Genomic DNA, 18,152 nt, shown 5'->3' with positions numbered 1-18,152 from the left:
CGGGTCGGCGGGTGTGCCCGTGCGGGTCGGGGCCGTCTCGTGGCGGCTGCGGTGGCGGCCGGCCGCGCTGGTGCTGGTGGGGCTGGTGGCGGTGCTGTTCGCCGGCGCCCTGAGCATCGCCTTCGGCGACTTCCCCCTCGGGCTCGGCCAGGTGTTCGACGTGCTGCTCGGCGGCGGGGCGCGGAGCCATCGGTTCGTCGTGGTCGACCTGCGGCTGCCCCGGGCGTCGACGGCGGTGCTCGTGGGCGCGGCGCTGGGCCTGTCGGGGGCGATCTTCCAGGCCATCGCGCGCAACCCGCTGGCCAGCCCCGACATCCTCGGGGTGACCTGGGGCGCAGGCGTCGGCGCGGTGTCGGTCATCACGTTCGCCGGCTCGCTGGGCGCGGTGGGCGGGTCGCTGTCCGCGGTGGGCGTCCCGCTGGCGGCCCTGGCGGGCGGGCTGCTGGCCGGGCTGCTCGTGTACGGGCTGGCGTGGCGGCGGGGCATCGAGGGCTTCCGGCTGGTGCTCGTCGGCATCGGCGTCTCGGCGGTCACCGGCAACCTCACCCACTACCTGCTGACGGTCGGGGACGTCACCGACGCGGCGCGGGCGATGGTGTGGATCACCGGCAGCCTCAACGGGCGCGGCTGGGAGCACGTCGTGCCGGTCGGGCTGGCGCTGGCGGTGCTCGCCCCGGCGGCGCTGGTGGGCAACCGCCTGCTCGGCGCGCTCCAGTTCGACGACGACACGGTGCGCGGGCTGGGCGTGCGGCTCAACGGCGCGCGCAGCGCGATGCTGCTGCTCGCCGTGGTGCTGGCGGCGGTGGCGACGGCGGCGGCCGGGCCGGTGGCCTTCGTGGCGCTGGCCTCGCCGCAGGTCGCGCTGCGGCTGGCGGGCACGGCGACGCCCCCGCCGCTCGGGTCGGCGGTGGTCGGCGCGCTGCTGGTGGTGGGGTCGGACCTCGTGTCGCGGCTCGCGTTCGGCGGGCTGGAGCTGCCGGTGGGCGTCGTGACGGCCGTGCTGGGCGCCCCCTACCTCATGTACCTGCTGGTTCGGAGCCGTCGGGAGGCTCGGGTATGACTGCGGTTCGACTCCAAGCGCGGGACCTGTCGGTCGGCTACGGGGAGCGGTCGGTCGTGTCCGGGCTGGACCTGGACGTCGTGGCCGGGTCGGTGACGGCCGTCATCGGGCCGAACGGGTGCGGGAAGTCCACGCTGCTGCGGGCGCTGGGGCGGTTGCTCCCGGCGCGGGGCGGGGCGGTGCTGCTCGACGGCGAGCGCATCGACCGCACGCCCACGCGCGAGGTCGCCAAGGCGCTGGCCGTGCTGCCGCAGTCGCCGCAGGCGCCCGAGGGGCTGACGGTCGCGGACCTGGTGGCGCGGGGCCGCCACCCGCACCAGTCGTGGTACCGGCAGTGGTCGGCCGCCGACGAGGAGGCCGTGGGGGAGGCGCTGCGGATGACCGGGATGGCCGACCTGGCGACCCGGACCGTCGACGAGCTGTCCGGCGGGCAGCGGCAGCGGGCGTGGATCTCGATGGCGCTGGCGCAGGGGACCGAGCTGCTGCTGCTCGACGAGCCGACGACCTACCTGGACCTGGCCCACCAGATCGACGTGCTCGACCTCGTGCAGCGGCTGCACGTCGAGTTCGGCCGGACGGTGGTGATGGTGCTGCACGACCTCAACCTGGCCGCGCGGTACGCGGAGCGGCTGGTCGCGATGAAGGACGGCCGGATCGTGGTCGCCGGGACGCCGGACGAGGTGCTGACCGAGGCCACCCTGCTGGAGGTGTTCGGGCTGGAGGCCCGGGTGGTGGTCGACCCGGTGGCGGGGACGCCGCTGGTGGTGCCCATCGGGCACCGGCACCGGTGAGGCGGGCGACCCGGCCCCGGGAGGGGCGGACCCGCGGGTTTCAGGAGGAGCGGACCCGCGGGCAGGTCGCGCAGGCTTCCGCGTTCGGGAGGACGAAGTGGAAGCAGCAGCTCTCGCGGCGGCGGGTCCAGCCCGTCTCGGTGGCCTTGAGCGTCGACGCCGAGGTGAACGGGTCGAGCTTCGCGGGCAGCAGCAGCGCCGAGTCCATCACGCCGGACGTCTCGTCGCCGCACAGCTGGCCCGCGGTCCACGCGGCGCTGTCCAGGGCGTCCGTGGCGGCGGCCCACAGCATCCGGCGGCCCAGGCGGACGGTGGGGCCGAACGCGGTCACGAACCCGGCGGCGTGCGCGGCGAAGCGGGTCCGCAGCAGGGCGGCGAGCGCGGTGTCGTCGGCCACGACGGTGGCGGCCGGGTGGTTGCCGGCCGGGTCGTCGGGCAGGCACGCGAAGTCGTCGGTCAGCAGCGCCACGCCCACGGTGTGCGGGCGGCCCTCGGGGGCGATGCGCAGCGCCACGTCGGAGGGCCGCAGCGACGGCACCCGGCGGGCGGTGTGGAACAGGAGGCCGCCCAGGACGCCGACGACGTTGAGGTACCAGCTCATCACGTACCCGGCGGTCGTGCGGTCGGGCGCCTCGCCGTACTGCTCGCGCAGCCACTCGGCCAGGGACTTCCGCCACGCGTCGAACCGCTGCGGCTCGCCGAGGAACTCGGCGCACGTCGTCCACCCGGCGTGCTCGGCCGGGTCGGCCGGGAGGCCGAACCTGACCTCGAAGTGGGGGGAGTGCGAGGCCGCCCGTCGGAGTGACTCGGCGACCGGCGTCGTTGCGGTGCGCGCCCTGACCCTCGCCGGTACGGTCATCTCCAGAAGGTCCTCGTGTTCGGAGTGGTTGAGGTTTGCCTAACCTTACCCAGGTTTGCCTAACTTGCACGGTGGTGTGATGCCGCTCACTACGGGCGTCGCCGAACGGTTGAATGTTCGCGCTCAGCGGACACGGGCCGTTCCGTGGAATCTGCCTGGCAGATCACGCGTTGGTACCGATGTCAGAGATCCCCGAAGACGACTGCCAGCGAACGGGAACTGAGTGGGTCGGGGGCTGACGACTACAGTGGTCCCACGGTGCCGCGCTCTCCACGGTCGGCCAGACGGCCAGCCGGTGGTGAGCCCGAGGACCGCCGGCGCAGCAGTCAGGGAGTGCGAATGTTCGAAAGGTTCACCGACCGCGCGAGGCGGGTGGTTGTCCTGGCCCAAGAAGAGGCCCGGATGCTCAACCACAACTACATCGGCACCGAGCACATCCTCCTGGGGTTGATCCACGAGGGTGAAGGTGTCGCCGCCAAGGCGCTGGAGTCGCTGGGGATCGCGCTGGAGGGTGTGCGCCAGCAGGTCGAGGAGATCATCGGCCAGGGTCAGCAGGCCCCGTCTGGGCACATCCCCTTCACCCCGCGTGCGAAGAAGGTGCTGGAGCTGTCTCTGCGCGAGGCGCTCCAGCTCGGCCACAACTACATCGGCACGGAGCACATCCTGCTCGGCCTGATCCGCGAGGGCGAGGGTGTCGCCGCGCAGGTCCTGGTCAAGCTGGGTGCCGACCTCAACCGCGTGCGCCAGCAGGTGCTCCAGCTGCTGTCCGGCTACTCGGGCGGCAAGGAGCCCGCGGAGTCCGGCGGCCGCGGCGAGGGCACACCGTCGTCCTCGTTGGTGCTGGACCAGTTCGGGCGCAACCTGACCGCCTCGGCGCGTGAGGGCAAGCTCGACCCGGTCATCGGGCGCACCAAGGAGATCGAGCGGGTCATGCAGGTGCTGTCCCGCCGCACCAAGAACAACCCGGTCCTGATCGGCGAGCCCGGCGTGGGCAAGACCGCCGTCGTCGAGGGCCTGGCCCAGATGGTCGTCAAGGGCGAGGTGCCCGAGACGCTCAAGGACAAGCAGCTCTACACCCTGGACCTCGGGTCCCTGGTGGCGGGCTCGCGGTACCGCGGTGACTTCGAGGAGCGCCTGAAGAAGGTGCTCAAGGAGATCCGCACCCGCGGCGACATCATCCTGTTCATCGACGAGATCCACACCCTGGTGGGTGCGGGCGCGGCCGAGGGCGCGATCGACGCGGCCTCGATCCTCAAGCCGATGTTGGCGCGCGGTGAGCTCCAGACCATCGGCGCGACGACGTTGGACGAGTACCGCAAGTACGTCGAGAAGGACCCCGCGCTGGAGCGCCGGTTCCAGCCGATCCAGGTCGGCGAGCCGTCGCTGGAGCACACCATCGAGATCCTCAAGGGTCTCCGCGACCGGTACGAGGCCCACCACCGGGTCTCGATCACCGACTCCGCGCTGGTGGCGGCGGCCACGCTGGCGGACCGGTACATCAACGACCGGTTCCTGCCGGACAAGGCGATCGACCTGATCGACGAGGCCGGCGCGCGGATGCGCATCCGCCGGATGACCGCGCCGCCGGACCTGCGCGAGTTCGACGAGAAGATCGCCGACGTCCGTCGCGACAAGGAGTCCGCGATCGACGCGCAGGACTTCGAGCGCGCGGCGAAGCTGCGGGACGCGGAGAAGCAGCTGCTGGGCCAGAAGGCCGAGCGGGAGAAGCAGTGGAAGGACGGCGACCTCGACGTCGTCGCCGAGGTCGACGACGAGCAGATCGCCGAGGTCCTGGCGAACTGGACCGGCATCCCGGTGTTCAAGCTCACCGAGGAGGAGACCACGCGTCTGCTCCGCATGGAGGACGAGCTGCACAAGCGGATCATCGGCCAGGTCGACGCGGTCAAGGCCGTGTCGCAGGCGATCCGCCGCACCCGGGCCGGGTTGAAGGACCCGAAGCGCCCGTCGGGCTCGTTCATCTTCGCCGGCCCGTCCGGTGTCGGCAAGACCGAGCTGTCGAAGGCGCTGGCGAACTTCCTGTTCGGCGAGGACGACGCGCTCATCCAGATCGACATGGGCGAGTTCCACGACCGGTACACCGCGTCGCGGCTCTTCGGTGCCCCTCCCGGGTACGTGGGCTACGAGGAGGGTGGCCAGCTCACCGAGAAGGTGCGGCGCAAGCCGTTCTCGGTGGTGCTGTTCGACGAGATCGAGAAGGCCCACCAGGAGGTCTACAACACGCTGCTCCAGGTGTTGGAGGACGGGCGCCTGACGGACGGTCAGGGCCGCACGGTGGACTTCAAGAACACCGTCATCATCTTCACCTCGAACCTCGGCACCTCGGACATCTCGAAGGCCGTGGGCCTGGGCTTCACCTCGGGTCAGGACACCGCGTCCAACTACGAGCGCATGAAGAACAAGGTCAACGACGAGCTGAAGAAGCACTTCCGGCCCGAGTTCCTCAACCGCATCGACGACATCATCGTCTTCCACCAGCTCACGCAGGTCGAGATCATCAAGATGGTGGACCTGATGATCGCCCGCGTCGAGACGCAGTTGAAGAACAAGGACATGGCGATCGAGCTGACGGATCGCGCGAAGATGCTGCTGGCCAAGCGCGGGTTCGACCCGGTGCTCGGTGCCCGGCCGCTGCGCCGGACCATCCAGCGCGAGATCGAGGACCAGCTGTCGGAGAAGATCCTGTTCGGGGAGATCCAGCCCGGCCAGATCATCATCACCGACGTCGAGGGCTGGGACGGCGGCGAGGGCGAGCCGGACGACAAGGCGCACTTCGTGTTCCGCGGCGAGACCAAGCCGCTGCGGGTCCCGGACGCGCCGCCGGTCGACATGGCCGCCTCCGGTGGCGACGGCGGTGGCGAGTCGGACGCCGAGTCCGCCTAGTCACCGGTCCTGAGCAGTGCCGAAGCGCCCCCCGGGTTTCCCGGGGGGCGCTTCCGGTTCGGAGGACCGCGAGCGCGCCCGCCCCGTGGGAGGGGACCGGGTCAGTGCAGGGTGCCGGCCGTGGTGCGCAGGTCGGTGGTGGTGCCCAGGGTGGTGCGGATGACCAGGTCCAGCGCCCTGGCGGTGGTGCCGACGGGGAGGCTGGGGGCGTCCTCGGTCTGCTCCGGTGAGAAGGGGACGTGCACGAACCCGGCCCGGGTGCCCGGGTGCTCGGTGGCCGTGAGGTGCATCAGCCCGTAGAAGACGTGGTTGCAGACGAAGGTGCCCGCCGTGTGGCTGACGGAGGCCGGGATGCCCTCGGCGGTGAGGGCGGCCACCACCGCCTTGACCGGGAGGGTGCTGAAGTAGGCGGTGGGGCCGTCGGGGACGACCCGGTCGTCCACCGGCCGGTTGCCCCGGTTGTCGGGGATGCGGGCGTCGTCGAGGTTGACCGCCGTGCGCTCCGGGGTGATGTCCGGCCTGCCGCCCGCCTGGCCGGTGGCGATGACCAGGTCGTAGCGGCGCTCGTCCAGGGCGTCCTTCAGGACCTTGAGGGACTCGTGGAAGACGCACGGCAGTTCCAGGGTGGTCAGCGCGTAGCCGGTGGGTTCCACGGCCTTCACCGCTTCCCAGGACGGGTTGGTGCGCTCCCCGCCGAACGGTTCGAAGCCCGTCAGCAAAACCTCCATTCGGGCAGACTAGAGGGCGTGGCCCAGGTGGAGGAACGCCGCACCAGGCGAGGGGGCGTCACGTTCCCGCTGGTCGTGGCGGCGGTGCTGTTCTCGGGGGCGGCGTTCGTGCGGCTGCTCGGGGTCGACGGCACGCGGCACATGGTGGCGACGACGGCGTTGACGCCCTACTGGACGGCGGCCGGGGTGCTGCTGGGCGCGGTGGCGCTGCTGCTGCGCCGGTGGGGGGTCGGGGTGGTGACGCTGCTCGTGGCGCTGGTGCTCGTGTCCGCGGTGGCGCCCCGGGCCTTCCCCGACTCGCGGCCCGTGGGGGTCGGCCGGTCGGTGGTGGTGATGTCGGCGAACCTGCTGGTGGGGAAGGCCGTCGCCGAGGACGTGGTGGCGGCGGTGCGGGAGCGCGCGGTGGACGTGCTGGCGCTGCAGGAGCTGACGCCCGCGATGGTGGCGGACTTCGAGCGGGCCGGGTTGGCGCGGGAGCTGCCGTACCGGCACTTCGTGGACGAGCCGGGCGGGTCCGGGTCGGGGATCGCGTCGCGGTACCCGCTGACGCCCCGCGCGCTGACGCCGCCCAGCACGCTGCGGCAGGCCGGGGCGCTGGTGGACCTGCCGGGCGACGACGTGGAGGTGCTGTCGGTCCACCCGCTGCCGCCGGTGGTGGAGGCCGGGCCGGAGGCGTGGCAGCGGGACCTGGCGGGGCTGCCCGAACGGGACCTCAACGCGCCGGTGCGGGTGCTGGCGGGGGACTTCAACGCGACGCTCGACCACGTGGGGATGCGGCGGCTGCTCAACGGCGGGTACGTCGACGCGGCCGACCAGGTGGGGGCGGGGCTCGCGGTGACGTGGCCGGCCGGGGCCCTGTGGCCGCCGCCGGTGGCCATCGACCACGTCCTGGTGGACAACCGGTGCCCGGTGGACTCGTTCGAGGTGGTGGACATCGCGGGGAGCGACCACCGGGCCGTCGTCAGCCGGTTCGTCGTGCCAGCTCGGTGAGGGCCTCGGCCGCGTTCATCGGGAGGGACACGCCCCGGTCGTGCCGGATCGCCGGCTCCCGGGGGTTGATGCGGATCAGGTTGCCCGAGGCGGCGGAGGCCAGCTCCGCCTGCCGGCGGACGGTGGGCACGGCGGTGCCCGCGCCGATCTCGACGACCGTGACGCGGTGGTGGGCGCGGCGCCAGGCGTCGAGCTCGTCCAGGGCGCGCCGCGACCGGGTCGGCACCCAGGAGCCGTCGCCGAACATGAGGATGTTCGGCCTGGCCAGGGCGCCGCAGCGGGGGCACGTGGGCAGCGCCGACGTGGCCCGCACGGTGGCGGGGTCGACGGTGACGTCCTCCGTGTTCGGCCACACCTCCGCGGTGCACGGGGTGGTGCACTGGAGGTGGTGGATCGAGCCGTGGACCTCGGCCACGTGGGGCAGGCCGGCCTCCTGGAACTGGCCGTCCACGTTCGAGGTGAACACGCGGGCGCCCCAGCGGCGGAGGACGTCGAAGCCCTCGTGGGGCGTGGTGTCGCGGTAGAGGCGCAGGCGGTGCCCGTAGAAGCCCCAGGCCAGCGTCGGGTCCTCGGCGAAGTGCACCGGGTCGGCCAGCTCCTCGAAGCGCAGGCCGAGGCGCTCGTAGGGCGGGTACGCCTGCCAGAAGCCCGTCGTGCCGCGGAAGTCCGGCAGGCCCGAGTCCACGCCCATGCCGGCCCCCGCGCACACGAGGAGCGCGTCGGCGTCGCGGATGAGGTCGGCGGCCCGGTCGAGGGCCTCGCTCACCCCTTGTTCTTGGAGTCGAGGACGACCTCGAACTCCAGCAGGTCGGAGCCGGTGCCCACGGGACGAGCGCGCTCGCCCGAGTGGGCCTCCTTGGCGCTGCCCTGCATCCAGTTCCGGAAGTCCTCCTCGGTCTCCCAGTGGGTGACCACGAAGTACCGCTCGTCGCCCTTGACCGGGCGCAGGAGCTGGAAGCCGAGGAAGCCGGGTTCGTTGTCCACGGCGCCGAGGCGCGCGGCGAACCGCTTCTCCAGCTCGGGGCCGGAACCGTCGGGCACGTGGATCGCGTTGATCTTCACAACCGCCATGGGGACGACGTTACCGGAGCGGGCCCGGGTAGAGGTGGTCGTCGGAGGGGCGTTCGCCGCCGCGGAACCAGTCGGCGAAGAAGGCGTCGAGGTCCTGGCCCGACGTCCTCTCGACGTGCTGCTCGAACTCGGGCCAGCTCGCGTTGCCGTCCCGGTGGTCGGCCAGCCAGGTCTTGACGGTCCGGTCGAAGTCCTCGTCGCCGACCTGGCGGCGCAGGGCGTGCAGGGCCAGCTGGCCCTTGTCGTAGACGCCGCGGAACTCGTTGCCGCGGCCCATGTCGTAGAGCTTGCGGCCCCAGTACGAGTCGCGGTCGGCGACGCGCTCCAGCTCGGCGCGGTAGCGGGCGTCCAGGTCGGCGCCCTGCCGCTCGTCCCACAGCCACTGGGCGTAGCTGGCGAAGCACTCGTTCAGGCAGATGTCGGCCCAGTTCTCCAGGGACACGGAGTCGCCGAACCACTGGTGGGCGTTCTCGTGCACCACGGTGTCCAGGTCGGCCCACCCGGCGTAGATCGGCCGGGTCTGGGTCTCCAGGGAGAAGCCGATGTCGTCCGCCAGGAAGATGCCGCCGGCGGCGGTGAACGGGTAGGGGCCGAACTCCTCGGCGAGGAAGGCGAGGACCTCCGGCAGGCGCTGCTGGTGCCGGCGGGCCCCTTCGGCGCCGGGGGCGTAGGCGTCGACGACGGGCGTGCCGTCGGGGAGGGTGGAGCGCTCGACGGTCCACTTGTCGATGGCGATCGTGGTCAGGTAGGTCGCCATGGGCTGCTCGGCCTCCCAGCGGAACGTCGTCCAGCCGTCGGCGGTGGTGGAGCCCTTCTCCAGGCCGTTGGAGACGACGGACCAGCCCTCGGGGACGCGGGCTGTCAGGGCGAAGGCGGCCTTGTCGCGGGGGGTGTCGTTGGCCGGGAACCAGGTGGTCGCCGAGTGCGGCTCGCCCGCGGCGAACGCGCCGCCGCTCGCCGAGACCTGCCAGCCGCTGCGGCCCAGGGCGCGGTCCTCGAAGAGGGTCGGTTCGCCGCGGTAGCGGACGGTGGTGGTGAACTCCCGGTCGCGGGGCAGCGTCGCCCCGGGGGTGATCACCAGTTCGTGGTCCCCCTCCTGGGTGAAGGTCGCCGGGGTGCCCCCGATGGTGACCTCGGTGGCCCGGAGGGCGTGGAGATCGAGGTTGAAGCGGGAGAGGTCCGCCGCGGCCCGCGCGGTGACGGCGGCGGTGCCGTCGAGCTGCCTGGTCGCCGGGTCGTAGCTGATCGACACGTCGTAGCGGGTGACGTCGTAGCCGGTGTTGCCGTCCCGCGGGTAGTACGCGTCGCCCGCGCCGTCGCCGCCCGCCTCGCCCGCGCCGCCCCCGGCGTCCACCGCGGCGGGCGTCGTCGGGCCGGTGGCGGCCCCGTCCTCGCGGGGGATGCGGGCCACCACGATCCCGGCCACCACCAGCACCAGGGCGGTGACGAGCAGGTACGGGCGCGCCTTGGTGCTGATGGCCATGCCGACATGATGCACGCATGGGCGTTGCGGAGTTCGGCGGATCGGGTCGGGGCATCCTGCTGCTGCACGGGCTGATGAGCCGGGCCAGCACGTGGTGGACGGTGGCGCAGTGGCTGAAGCCGTACGGGCGGGTCGTGGCGCCCGACGCGCGGGGGCACGGGCGGAACCCGCGGCGGGGCCCGTTCCGGACCGGGGACTTCGCGGCCGACGCGGCGGCGGTGGTCGAGGAGCGCGGGCTGGGGCCCGCGGTCGTCATCGGGCACTCGATGGGCGGGCTGCACGCGTGGGCGCTCGCGGCGTCGCGGCCGGACCTGGTGGCGGCGGTCGTCGTGGAGGACGTCGTGCCGGACAACCGGGGGAAGAGCGTCGACGAGTGGCGCTGGTACTTCGACTCGTGGCCGGTGTTCGAGTCGTTGGCGCACGTGCGGTCGGTGGTGGACGTGCCGCGGGTGGAGGAGATGTTCGAGGAGCGCGAGGACGGGTGGCACCTGGTCGCGCGGGTGGAGGACCTGTACGAGATCGCCGCCGAGTGGGGCGAGCGGTCCTACTGGGACCTGGTGGACGCGGTGCGGTGCCCCATGCTGGTGATCGAGGCGGGCCGGGGCGGGATGCGGCCCGGGCAGATGGCGGAGGTCGCGCGGCGGACCGGCGCGTCGTACCTGCTGGTGCCCGAGTCCGGGCACGTCGTGCACGACCAGGCGCCGGAGGTCTACCGGGGCGCGGTGGAGGCGTTCCTGAGCGGGTCGGTGCCGCCCGTCTGAGTGTCGACGACCGCCACCTCGCGGACCTTGGCGCGCAGGGGCGTGACGGGGTGCAGGGCGGCGAACGCCCGGGTGACGTCCTCGTCGTCGCCTTCGAGGAGGGTGCAGCGCGGGGTCCAGCTGCCCGGCAGGTAGTGGGCGACGGGGTGCTTCACGCGGCCGGCGAGGACGTCGTGGACGGCGGAGTGGACGGCCAGCAGCTCGCCGTCCACGACCGCGGTCAGGTGCAGGTGGCCCTCGGTGGCGCCCAGGGCGTGCAGCCACAGGTCGGGCAGCCAGAGGCGGGACAGGTCCTCGCGCAGCTCGGCGCGCACCTTGGGGCCGATCGTGCCCGCGGCGGCGAACGCCAGGTGCGGCGGGTGCGGGTGGGTGGCGCCCGCGCGGCGCCGGAGGTCGCGGACCGCCCGGTCGGCCTCGGCGTCGAACAGCACGACCAGCTTGTGCATCAGTGCTCCCCGGGCAGCGCGAACAGCCCGTCGGCGGTCTGCTCCACGAGGCCGTCGACGAGCAGCGAGTGCAGGCAGCGGTCGCGCTGGCCCGCGTCCGCCCAGGCCAGGTCCAGCACGGCCTTCCCGACCGGTTCGGCGGTGCCGCGCAGGACGTCCAGCAGGCGGCCCCGGACCTGGCGGTCGGTGCCCGCGAACTTCTGCACGGCCTTCACCGGGCCGTCGTAGGCGGGGCGGCCGTCGCGCTGCCAGCGGCACGTGGCGAGGACGGGGCAGTCGGCGCACCGGGGCGTGCGGGCGACGCAGACCAGCGCGCCCAGCTCCATGAGGGCGGCCGAGTAGGTGGCGGCCCGGTCCTCGGGGAGCAGCGCCTCGACGTCCCGGAGGTCGCGGGTGGTGGAGGGCGGGCCCGCGTCGCCCGCGCCGTGCACCGCGCGGGCCACGACGCGCCGCACGTTCGTGTCGACCACCGGGACGGCCTGGCCGTAGGCGAAGGCGGCCACCGCGCGGGCGGTGTAGGCGCCGATGCCGGGCAGGGCGAGCAGCGTGTCGACGTCGTCCGGCACGACGTCGTCGTGCTCCCGGGCGATGGCCCCGGCGGCGGCGTGCAGGCGCAGGGCGCGCCGGGGGTACCCCAGCTTGCCCCACGCCCGGACCACCTCGCCCTGCGTGGCGGCGGCCATCGCGGACGGCGTCGGCCAGCGCTCCAGCCAGTCCCGCCAGATCGGCTCGACGCGGTTCACGGGCGTCTGCTGGAGCATGACCTCGCTGACCAGCACGCCCCACGCGGTGCACTCCGGGCGGCGCCAGGGCAGGTCGCGGGCGGTGTCGGCGAACCAGTCGAGCAGGGTCTCGGCGGGGAGGCTCATAGCGCCCGACAGTGTGTCAGACGACCCCGGCCGGCCGTGTCAGACGACCTCGGTCAGCTCGCCGGTGCGCACGTCGTAGACGAAGCCGCGGACGTTGTCCCGGTGGATCAGGAACGGGCTCTGCCGGACGCGGTTGACCGAGCCGCGGACGCTGTCCTTCACCTCGCGGAACGCCTCCACCGACCACGGCGGGCGCAGGCCGGAGTCCTGTTCCAGCTCGTCCTTGAAGTCGTCCTCGGTGACCAGCTCCAGGCCGCAGTTGGTGTGGTGCACCAGCAGGACCTCCCTGGTCCCGAGCTTGCGCTGGCTCAGGGCGAGCGAGCGGATCATGTCGTCGGTGACGACGCCGCCCGCGTTGCGCAGCACGTGCGCCTCACCCTGCTTGAGGCCGAAGATCTCGAACACCCGGATGCGGGAGTCCATGCAGGTGAGGATGGCGACCTGCATGGACGGCTTGGGCGACGAGCGGTCGCCCGGCACGATGTTGCCGAGTTCGGTGTTCCGGCGCAGCAGTTCGTCGATGGCGGTCATGGCACGCACCTCCCGTTTCCCCGGGATTGGAACCCGGGTCCCGCATGCCGGCAAGTGATTCGGGCGGAGATCACGTTCACCGCATCGGGCGACCGGCACCTGCCGCGGTGTTCCGGGCCGCGCGGTTACCGTTGATCGGTGATCGACCCCGCGGGCACGGACCCCGCCGCCGTGTACCGGCGGCGGCGGGTGCTGGCGGCCGGCGCGGCGGTGACCGCCCTGGTCCTCGTCGTGTGGCTGGTGGGCGTCCTCGTCGGCCGGGGCGACCCGTCGCCGGTCGCCGCGCACCCCTCCTCGTCGAGCCCGCCCCCGCCGGCGGAGACGCCGGTGGCCGCGTCGTCGTCCTCGTCGACCACCCCGCCCGCCCCGAAACCCTCGCCGCCGCCCGGACCGCCGCCGCCGTGCGAGGACCGGCAGGTGTCCGTGGTGGCCGAGGTGGACGCGCCGTCGACGCCCGCGGGGCGGGGCGTGGGGTTCACGATCGTGGTGTCCAACACGGGCGAGCTGCCGTGCGCCAAGGAGATCGGCCGCCGGGTGCGCGAGCTCGTCGTGACGACCGCCGACGGCGCGACGCGGCTGTGGTCGAGCAACGACTGCTTCGCCACGGCCGGCTCGGAGGTGCGCGTGATGTGGCCGGGGGAGCGGTTCACCTACGGCCTGCGGTGGCCCGGCACCACGTCGGCGCCGGGCTGCACCGCGGTCGAGCGGGTCGGCCCGGGCGACTACCTGCTGTCGGCGGTCGTGGCCGGCCTGGTGGGCGACCCGGTGGTCTTCCGGCTCACGTGACCGGCCGCCAGTTCAGGGCGGGCCCCAGGCCGGTGGCGATGTCGGTGAGGATCTGCGCGTAGTCGTCGTGCCCGAAGGTGAACGGCAGGGCGAACGCGACCTCGTCGACCAGCCGGAAGGCGGCGTGGGCGTGGAGGCGCTCGGCGATCTCGGCCGAGGTGCCGACGAAGTCCGGCGAGAACAGCAGCCCGGCCGGCCCCTGCGGGGTGCCCGTGCGGGGCAGCCGCTTCGCCGCGTACTCCTCGTAGCGGGCGCGCTGCGCGGGCGTGGCGCTGTCGGTGGGGATGACGACCAGGCCCTGCGAGACGCGCCCCCGCGGCCGGGCGGCGCGGTACGCCTCGACGAGGTCCGCCTGGATCGCGGCGAAGTCGGTCCGGCCGTCGGACTTCACGACGCTGCTCAGCAGCAGGTTCATCCCGTGCTCGCCCGCCCACGTGGCCGAGGCGGGGCTGCCGCCGCCGTACCAGAGGCGGTCGGCCAGGCCCGGTGAGTGCGGCTGGACGCGGCGGGAGAAGACCTCGATGCCCTCGGTGCCCTCGAAGTCGGTCGCCGGGGCGCCCCGGACGTGGTCGAGGAAGCGCTCGACGCGCCGGTAGCCGAAGTCCTCGGCGTCGTGGGTGTCCGGGTAGAGCGCTTCTTTCACCCGTTCGTAGTGCATCGGCGGGCCGACGCTGACCCCCGGGTTGAGGCGCCCGCCGGAGAGGACGTCGACCGTGGCCAGGTCCTCGGCGAGGCGCAGCGGGTTCTCCCAGCCGAGCGGGACGACGGCCGTGCCGAGCTCGATCCGGCGCGTCCGCTGCGTGGCGGCGGCCAGCACGGCGACGGGGGAGGAGACGCCGAACTGGAGGTGCCGGTGCCGGACCCAGGCGCTGTCGAAGCCGAGGTCCTCGCCGAGCCGGATGATGTCGAGCGTCGACTCGTGGCCCGCGCGGGGGTCGTCCTCGTCGAACAGGCCGATGGTGAGGAAGCCGAGCTTGCGGAGCGGTGCGTCGGGCAGCGGCATGCACCCGATTGTCGCAGCGTTCCGCGGGCGGTCCACGGGGTGGAACGGCCGGCTCCCCGAGGGGGCCGGTCCCCGGTGAGGAGGACCGGGACCCCGGGGTCAGCCGGTCACGGGCCGAACCAGCGCTCCTCGGCGGTGCCGCGGGGGGCGGCGGCGGTGGAGCCCTCGACCAGTTCCGTCGACAGGGTCACCGCGCGCGGGCGGGAGCGCTCGGCCGAGTCCAGGAGGAGCTTGCCCGCCGCGCGGCCCTTCTCCAGGACCGGTTGGCGCACGGTCGTCAGGCCCGCCTGCTCGGCTTCCCGGATGCCGTCGAAGCCGGTGATGGTCAGGTCCTGCGGCACGCGCAGGCCGCGGCGCTCCGCCTCGGTCATCGCGCCCAGGGCGAGGATGTCCGAGGTGCACACGAGCGCGGTGATCTGGGGGTCGCGGTCCAGCAGCTGCGCGGCGGCGGAGGCGCCGGAGGCGATGGTGTGGTCGAAGCGCTCCACGACGGGCACGTCCGTCCACTCGACGCCGACCGCGCCGAACGCCTGCGCCAGGCCGGCCAGGCGGGACCGCTGCACGTGGAAGTGCGCGGAGCGCTGGCGGACCGGGTCGACGAAACCGTCGTTGCGGTCGCGGTTCAGGCGCATGCACACGACGCCGACGCGGCGGTGGCCCAACGAGATCAGGTGCTGCGCCATCGCGTGCATGGCCGCCTGGTCGTCGATGCCCACCCGGTCGACGTTGTCGAGGTCCGGCTGGTCGCACAGGACCGTCGGCACGGGGCGTTCGAGGACCGCCGCGAGGTGCGGGTCGTCGTCCGGCACGGAGTAGACGACGAAACCGTCGACCCCCGCGCGGTGCACGGCCGCCACGTCCTCGCGCTCGGGGTTCGCGGGCACGAGGAGCAGGCCGGTGCCGGCGTCCTCGCAGGCCAGGGCCAGACCTTCGAGGAACCCGATCGCCGCCGGGTCGCGGAAGGCGTAGGACAGGTTCTCGGTGAGCAGCAGGCCCACCGCCCCCGCCTTGCGGGTCCTCAGGGAACGGGCCACCGGGTCGGGCCCCGGGTACCCGAGTCGTCTCGCTGTCTCCAACACCCGGCGTCGCAGCTCCGGTGAGAGCTGGTCGGGACGGTTGTACGCGTTGGACACCGTTGTCCGGGAGACACCCAGCTCCGCCGCCAGTGAGGCGAGCGTCGCGGGGCGTCGCACATGCATCGACCGCGCCATGAAGTGACCGTAACGGTTCAGAACCAATTACAGAAGTGGGGGTGACCGGCGTCCCTCAAAAACACCATCGGCGCAGGTGGTACTACGTTACCTCGGAGTACATTGGTCTAAACCAATGAGGGTGCGGCGGACGACTCGCGCACCACGAGCCGGGGTCGGAAAACGCGCGTGTAATTGCCGGCCGGGCGCCTGCGCCGATCGGGGTCCAGGCGGTGCACCAGCTCGTCCACCGCCGCCGCCGCCATCTCCTCGATCGGCTGCGCCAGGGTGGTCAGCGACGGCGAGCAGTACGACGCCAGCGGGATGTCGTCGAACCCCACCACGGACAGGTCGCCGGGCACCGACAGGCCGCGCCGGTGCGCCTCCCGCAGCACGCCGATCGCCATGTGGTCCGACGAGCAGATCACCGCCGTCGGCCGCACGGTGTCCAGCAGCGTCGCCACCGCCGCCGCGCCGCCCTCCGGCCCGAACGGCCCGTGCGCCACGAAGTCCGACGTCGCGGGCAGCCCGTCCTCCTCCAGCGCCGCCGCCCACCCGGCGCGCTTGAGCCGCGACGGCAGCGACCGCGCCGGGCCCGACACGAACCCGATCCGCCGGTGCCCCAGCTCCACCAGGTGCCGCGTCGCCGCGTACCCGGCGTGCTGCTCGTCCACGGTCACGTCCGGCACGTCCAGCGACGGCGTGGCCCCGTTGAGGAACACCATGTGCACGCCGTCGGCGATCAGCTTCGCGTAGTACGACGGCCGGGGCGCCTGGCCCAGCGGCACCTCGACGTTGGTGATCTCCGGCGACACGAACACCATGCCCTCGACGCCGCGCGCGAGCAGCATCCGGACGTACTCCTCCTCGCCCATCGCGGCCGAGCCGGTGGCGCGGGTGTTGCACAGCAGCGACGAGTACCCCAGCCGGGCCGCGCGCACCTCCAGCGCCTCGGCGAACGCCGGGAACACCGGGTTGGACAGCTCCGGCACCAGCAGCCCGATGACGCCGGTCCGCTGGAGCGCGCCGAGCCCGCGCGGTGTGTAGGGCATCTCGGCGAGGACCGCGAGCACGCGTTGGCGCGTCTCGTCGTTCACACCCGCACGGCGGTTGAGCACCCGGCTGACCGTGGAGATGCTGACCCCGGCTGCCCTGGCGATCTCGGACAGACCGGACACAGTGCGCCTCCTCGCGTGGGATGTGGTGACGTGCAGCCTGCCGCCAGCGGCAAATTTTTGCAACGCCCATCACGGTTTCGCCCGTACAGGTGCGGCCGTTACGGCTTGGTTACCGTCCTGCCCTTGACCCGGCCCTGGTCGGCGGGATGAAATCCGCGTCAACAATTTCGCAAGTTCTTGCAAGAGCCTTCATCGCCGATGAAGGGCAGCATGGAGGGACGACAGCAACGATGCGACGTACCACCCTCGTGACCGCGGTGGCGGCAGCCTCCGCCCTCGTCCTCACCGCGTGCGGTGGTGGCGACGGCGGCTCGGCGTCCGGCGACTCCGGCGAGATCACCTTCTGGGACACCAGCGGCCCGAACGAGAGCCCGGTGTTCGCCAAGATCGCGCAGGACTGCGCGACCAAGGGCGGCTACAAGGTCAAGACCGAGACCGTCGCCTTCGACCAGGCGCTGAACAACTACCGGACCGCCGCGCAGGGCGGGCAGGGCCCCGACGTGTTCCGCGCCGAGGTCGCCTGGGTGCCGCAGCTGGCCAAGCTCGGCTACGTCGTCGACCTGACCGGCACCGAGCTGGCCACCGACACGTCCGACTTCCTGGAGACCCCGCTCGGCTCCACGAAGTTCGAGGGCAAGACCTACGGCGTCCCCCAGGTCACCGACTCGCTGGCCCTCTTCTACAACAAGAAGCTGCTGGCCGACGCCGGTGTCGAGCCGCCGAAGACGTGGGACGAGGTCAAGGCCGCCGCGGCCAAGCTCGGCGGCGAGAAGACGATCTTCATCAACAACGACGCGTACTACGCGCTGCCGTTCATCTACGGCGCGGGCGGCGACCTGGTCGACGCCGACGCCAAGAAGATCGTGGTCAACTCGCCGGAGAACGTGAAGGCGCTGGAGACCGCCAAGGGCCTGCTCGACGCCAAGGCCGCGTCCACCGCGCTCGACCCGGCGAACTCCTACAACAACATGCAGGCCGCGTTCACCTCGGGCGAGGTCGCCATGGTCGTCAACGGCCCGTGGTCGGTCGCCGACTACCTCAAGGGCGCCGCGTTCACCGACGCCGCCAACCTGGGCATCGCGCCCGTGCCCGGCGACACCGCCGGCGAGGGTTCCGCGCCGGTCGGCGGGCACGACTACGTCATCCGCCAGGGCACCAAGGCCAAGGACTCGTCGGTCAAGTTCATCGCCTGCATGAGCGGCGTCGAGTCGCAGGTCGCCGTGGCCAAGGAGCTGGGCCTGCTGCCGACCCGCAAGTCGGCCTACGAGAACGCCGACGTCAAGGCCAACGCGGTCGTGTCCGCGTTCGAGCCGGTCGTCACCTCCGCGCACCCGCGCGCCTGGATCCCCGAGGGCGGCCAGCTGTTCGACCCGCTGAAGATCGCCTACGCCGACGTGCTCGCCGGCAAGAAGGACGCCAGGACGGCGCTCGACGAGGTGGCCAAGTCCTACAAGGACACCGTCGTCACCGAGTACACCGTCGGCTGATCGCGCCCCCGCGCGGAC

The 18,152-nt window shown here is 72.8% G+C and carries 18 protein-coding genes; 7 read left to right on the top strand and 11 right to left on the bottom strand.

Going from position 1 to position 18,152, the window contains the following annotated elements:
- Positions 1-13 precede the first annotated feature (13 nt).
- Together ACR807_RS16880 and ACR807_RS16875 are read left to right on the top strand one after the other, a co-directional pair.
- The gene (locus ACR807_RS16880; RefSeq protein WP_438922307.1) at positions 14-1,060 is read left to right on the top strand and encodes a FecCD family ABC transporter permease; all 1,047 of its coding nucleotides are present in this window, start codon (positions 14-16) and stop codon (positions 1,058-1,060) included.
- Positions 1,057-1,851, top strand: a complete 795-nt coding sequence (locus tag ACR807_RS16875; RefSeq protein WP_438922275.1) for an ABC transporter ATP-binding protein — start codon at positions 1,057-1,059, stop codon at positions 1,849-1,851. The genes ACR807_RS16880 and ACR807_RS16875 overlap by 4 nt, the downstream gene beginning before the upstream one ends.
- 40 nt (positions 1,852-1,891) lie before the next feature.
- Here ACR807_RS16875 and ACR807_RS16870 read toward each other — a convergent pair whose 3' ends face one another.
- Positions 1,892-2,710, bottom strand: a complete 819-nt coding sequence (locus tag ACR807_RS16870) for a (2Fe-2S)-binding protein (protein ID WP_438922274.1) — start codon at positions 2,708-2,710, stop codon at positions 1,892-1,894.
- Between the two features lie 339 nt (positions 2,711-3,049).
- On the opposite strand from ACR807_RS16870, the gene ACR807_RS16865 reads away from it, so the two are divergent.
- Positions 3,050-5,611 carry an ATP-dependent Clp protease ATP-binding subunit gene (locus tag ACR807_RS16865; RefSeq protein WP_438922273.1) on the top strand — a complete coding sequence of 854 codons (2,562 nt, stop codon included), beginning with the start codon at positions 3,050-3,052 and terminating at the stop codon, positions 5,609-5,611.
- A 101-nt stretch (positions 5,612-5,712) separates the two neighbouring features.
- Here the strand turns inward: ACR807_RS16865 and pcp are convergent, their stop codons facing one another.
- Positions 5,713-6,339 carry a pyroglutamyl-peptidase I gene (pcp, locus tag ACR807_RS16860; RefSeq protein ID WP_438922272.1) on the bottom strand — a complete coding sequence of 209 codons (627 nt, stop codon included), beginning with the start codon at positions 6,337-6,339 and terminating at the stop codon, positions 5,713-5,715.
- An 18-nt stretch (positions 6,340-6,357) separates the two neighbouring features.
- Between pcp and ACR807_RS16855 the strand changes: the two genes are divergently transcribed.
- Entirely contained in the window at positions 6,358-7,329 is a 972-nt protein-coding gene (locus ACR807_RS16855) for an endonuclease/exonuclease/phosphatase family protein (protein ID WP_438922271.1), read from the top strand.
- Here ACR807_RS16855 and ACR807_RS16850 read toward each other — a convergent pair.
- Genes ACR807_RS16850 through ACR807_RS16840 form a run of 3 tightly spaced genes read right to left on the bottom strand, consistent with a single transcriptional unit; the run spans position 7,301 to position 9,883 of the window.
- Positions 7,301-8,095, bottom strand: a complete 795-nt coding sequence (locus ACR807_RS16850) for an SIR2 family NAD-dependent protein deacylase (RefSeq protein ID WP_438922270.1) — start codon at positions 8,093-8,095, stop codon at positions 7,301-7,303. The two genes, ACR807_RS16855 and ACR807_RS16850, sit on opposite strands and share 29 nt — an antisense overlap.
- Positions 8,092-8,400: an antibiotic biosynthesis monooxygenase family protein gene (locus tag ACR807_RS16845; protein WP_438922269.1), complete on the bottom strand. Its 309-nt coding sequence runs from the start codon at positions 8,398-8,400 to the stop codon at positions 8,092-8,094. Before ACR807_RS16845 ends, ACR807_RS16850 begins: the two co-directional genes overlap by 4 nt.
- 10 nt (positions 8,401-8,410) lie before the next feature.
- Complete coding sequence (locus ACR807_RS16840; protein ID WP_438922268.1) at positions 8,411-9,883, bottom strand: M1 family metallopeptidase; 1,473 nt, start codon at positions 9,881-9,883, stop codon at positions 8,411-8,413.
- A gap of 17 nt (positions 9,884-9,900) precedes the next feature.
- Here ACR807_RS16840 and ACR807_RS16835 point away from each other — a divergent pair, with 17 nt between their 5' ends.
- Positions 9,901-10,644 (top strand): alpha/beta fold hydrolase, encoded by a 744-nt coding sequence (locus ACR807_RS16835; RefSeq protein ID WP_438922267.1) that lies wholly within the window; start codon positions 9,901-9,903, stop codon positions 10,642-10,644.
- Here ACR807_RS16835 and ACR807_RS16830 read toward each other — a convergent pair.
- Genes ACR807_RS16830 through ACR807_RS16820 form a run of 3 tightly spaced genes read right to left on the bottom strand, consistent with a single transcriptional unit; the run spans position 10,593 to position 12,490 of the window.
- Positions 10,593-11,090, bottom strand: coding sequence for a 2'-5' RNA ligase family protein (locus ACR807_RS16830; protein WP_438922266.1), 498 nt, complete (start codon positions 11,088-11,090; stop codon positions 10,593-10,595). The two genes, ACR807_RS16835 and ACR807_RS16830, sit on opposite strands and share 52 nt — an antisense overlap.
- Positions 11,090-11,959, bottom strand: coding sequence for an HhH-GPD family protein (locus tag ACR807_RS16825; protein WP_438922265.1), 870 nt, complete (start codon positions 11,957-11,959; stop codon positions 11,090-11,092). Before ACR807_RS16825 ends, ACR807_RS16830 begins: the two co-directional genes overlap by 1 nt.
- Before the next feature lie 39 nt (positions 11,960-11,998).
- Positions 11,999-12,490, bottom strand: coding sequence for a beta-class carbonic anhydrase (locus ACR807_RS16820; protein ID WP_438922264.1), 492 nt, complete (start codon positions 12,488-12,490; stop codon positions 11,999-12,001).
- Positions 12,491-12,628: 138 nt separating this feature from the next.
- Here ACR807_RS16820 and ACR807_RS16815 point away from each other — a divergent pair, with 138 nt between their 5' ends.
- Entirely contained in the window at positions 12,629-13,276 is a 648-nt protein-coding gene (locus ACR807_RS16815; RefSeq protein WP_438922263.1) for a hypothetical protein, read from the top strand.
- Here ACR807_RS16815 and ACR807_RS16810 read toward each other — a convergent pair.
- From ACR807_RS16810 to ACR807_RS16800, 3 genes are all read right to left on the bottom strand, one after another.
- Positions 13,269-14,279 carry an LLM class flavin-dependent oxidoreductase gene (locus ACR807_RS16810; protein WP_438922262.1) on the bottom strand — a complete coding sequence of 337 codons (1,011 nt, stop codon included), beginning with the start codon at positions 14,277-14,279 and terminating at the stop codon, positions 13,269-13,271. The genes ACR807_RS16815 and ACR807_RS16810 overlap by 8 nt on opposite strands.
- 107 nt (positions 14,280-14,386) lie before the next feature.
- Positions 14,387-15,490 carry a LacI family DNA-binding transcriptional regulator gene (locus tag ACR807_RS16805; protein WP_438922261.1) on the bottom strand — a complete coding sequence of 368 codons (1,104 nt, stop codon included), beginning with the start codon at positions 15,488-15,490 and terminating at the stop codon, positions 14,387-14,389.
- Between the two features lie 107 nt (positions 15,491-15,597).
- The gene (locus ACR807_RS16800) at positions 15,598-16,647 is read right to left on the bottom strand and encodes a LacI family DNA-binding transcriptional regulator (RefSeq protein WP_438922260.1); all 1,050 of its coding nucleotides are present in this window, start codon (positions 16,645-16,647) and stop codon (positions 15,598-15,600) included.
- Positions 16,648-16,877: 230 nt separating this feature from the next.
- On the opposite strand from ACR807_RS16800, the gene ACR807_RS16795 reads away from it, so the two are divergent.
- Positions 16,878-18,134 (top strand): extracellular solute-binding protein, encoded by a 1,257-nt coding sequence (locus tag ACR807_RS16795; RefSeq protein WP_438922259.1) that lies wholly within the window; start codon positions 16,878-16,880, stop codon positions 18,132-18,134.
- Positions 18,135-18,152: the final 18 nt, after the last annotated feature.

Source organism: Saccharothrix sabaoui, from assembly GCF_051756985.1.
Lineage (GTDB): Bacteria > Actinomycetota > Actinomycetes > Mycobacteriales > Pseudonocardiaceae > Actinosynnema.
Note: the sequence above shows the minus strand (reverse complement) of the source record. Positions and strands in the feature narration are given on the sequence as shown.

What these genes read in the sequence shown, in the direction of transcription:
- ACR807_RS16875 (WP_438922275.1), top strand. Translation starts at nt 1,057, where the DNA reads ATGACTGCGGTTCGACTCCAAGCGCGGGACCTGTCGGTCGGCTACGGG.
- ACR807_RS16870 (WP_438922274.1), bottom strand. Translation starts at nt 2,710, where the DNA reads ATGACCGTACCGGCGAGGGTCAGGGCGCGCACCGCAACGACGCCGGTC.
- ACR807_RS16865 (WP_438922273.1), top strand. Translation starts at nt 3,050, where the DNA reads ATGTTCGAAAGGTTCACCGACCGCGCGAGGCGGGTGGTTGTCCTGGCC.
- pcp (WP_438922272.1), bottom strand. Translation starts at nt 6,339, where the DNA reads ATGGAGGTTTTGCTGACGGGCTTCGAACCGTTCGGCGGGGAGCGCACC.
- ACR807_RS16845 (WP_438922269.1), bottom strand. Translation starts at nt 8,400, where the DNA reads ATGGCGGTTGTGAAGATCAACGCGATCCACGTGCCCGACGGTTCCGGC.
- ACR807_RS16840 (WP_438922268.1), bottom strand. Translation starts at nt 9,883, where the DNA reads ATGGCCATCAGCACCAAGGCGCGCCCGTACCTGCTCGTCACCGCCCTG.
- ACR807_RS16835 (WP_438922267.1), top strand. Translation starts at nt 9,901, where the DNA reads ATGGGCGTTGCGGAGTTCGGCGGATCGGGTCGGGGCATCCTGCTGCTG.
- ACR807_RS16830 (WP_438922266.1), bottom strand. Translation starts at nt 11,090, where the DNA reads ATGCACAAGCTGGTCGTGCTGTTCGACGCCGAGGCCGACCGGGCGGTC.
- ACR807_RS16825 (WP_438922265.1), bottom strand. Translation starts at nt 11,959, where the DNA reads ATGAGCCTCCCCGCCGAGACCCTGCTCGACTGGTTCGCCGACACCGCC.
- ACR807_RS16820 (WP_438922264.1), bottom strand. Translation starts at nt 12,490, where the DNA reads ATGACCGCCATCGACGAACTGCTGCGCCGGAACACCGAACTCGGCAAC.
- ACR807_RS16810 (WP_438922262.1), bottom strand. Translation starts at nt 14,279, where the DNA reads ATGCCGCTGCCCGACGCACCGCTCCGCAAGCTCGGCTTCCTCACCATC.
- ACR807_RS16805 (WP_438922261.1), bottom strand. Translation starts at nt 15,490, where the DNA reads ATGGCGCGGTCGATGCATGTGCGACGCCCCGCGACGCTCGCCTCACTG.
- ACR807_RS16795 (WP_438922259.1), top strand. Translation starts at nt 16,878, where the DNA reads ATGCGACGTACCACCCTCGTGACCGCGGTGGCGGCAGCCTCCGCCCTC.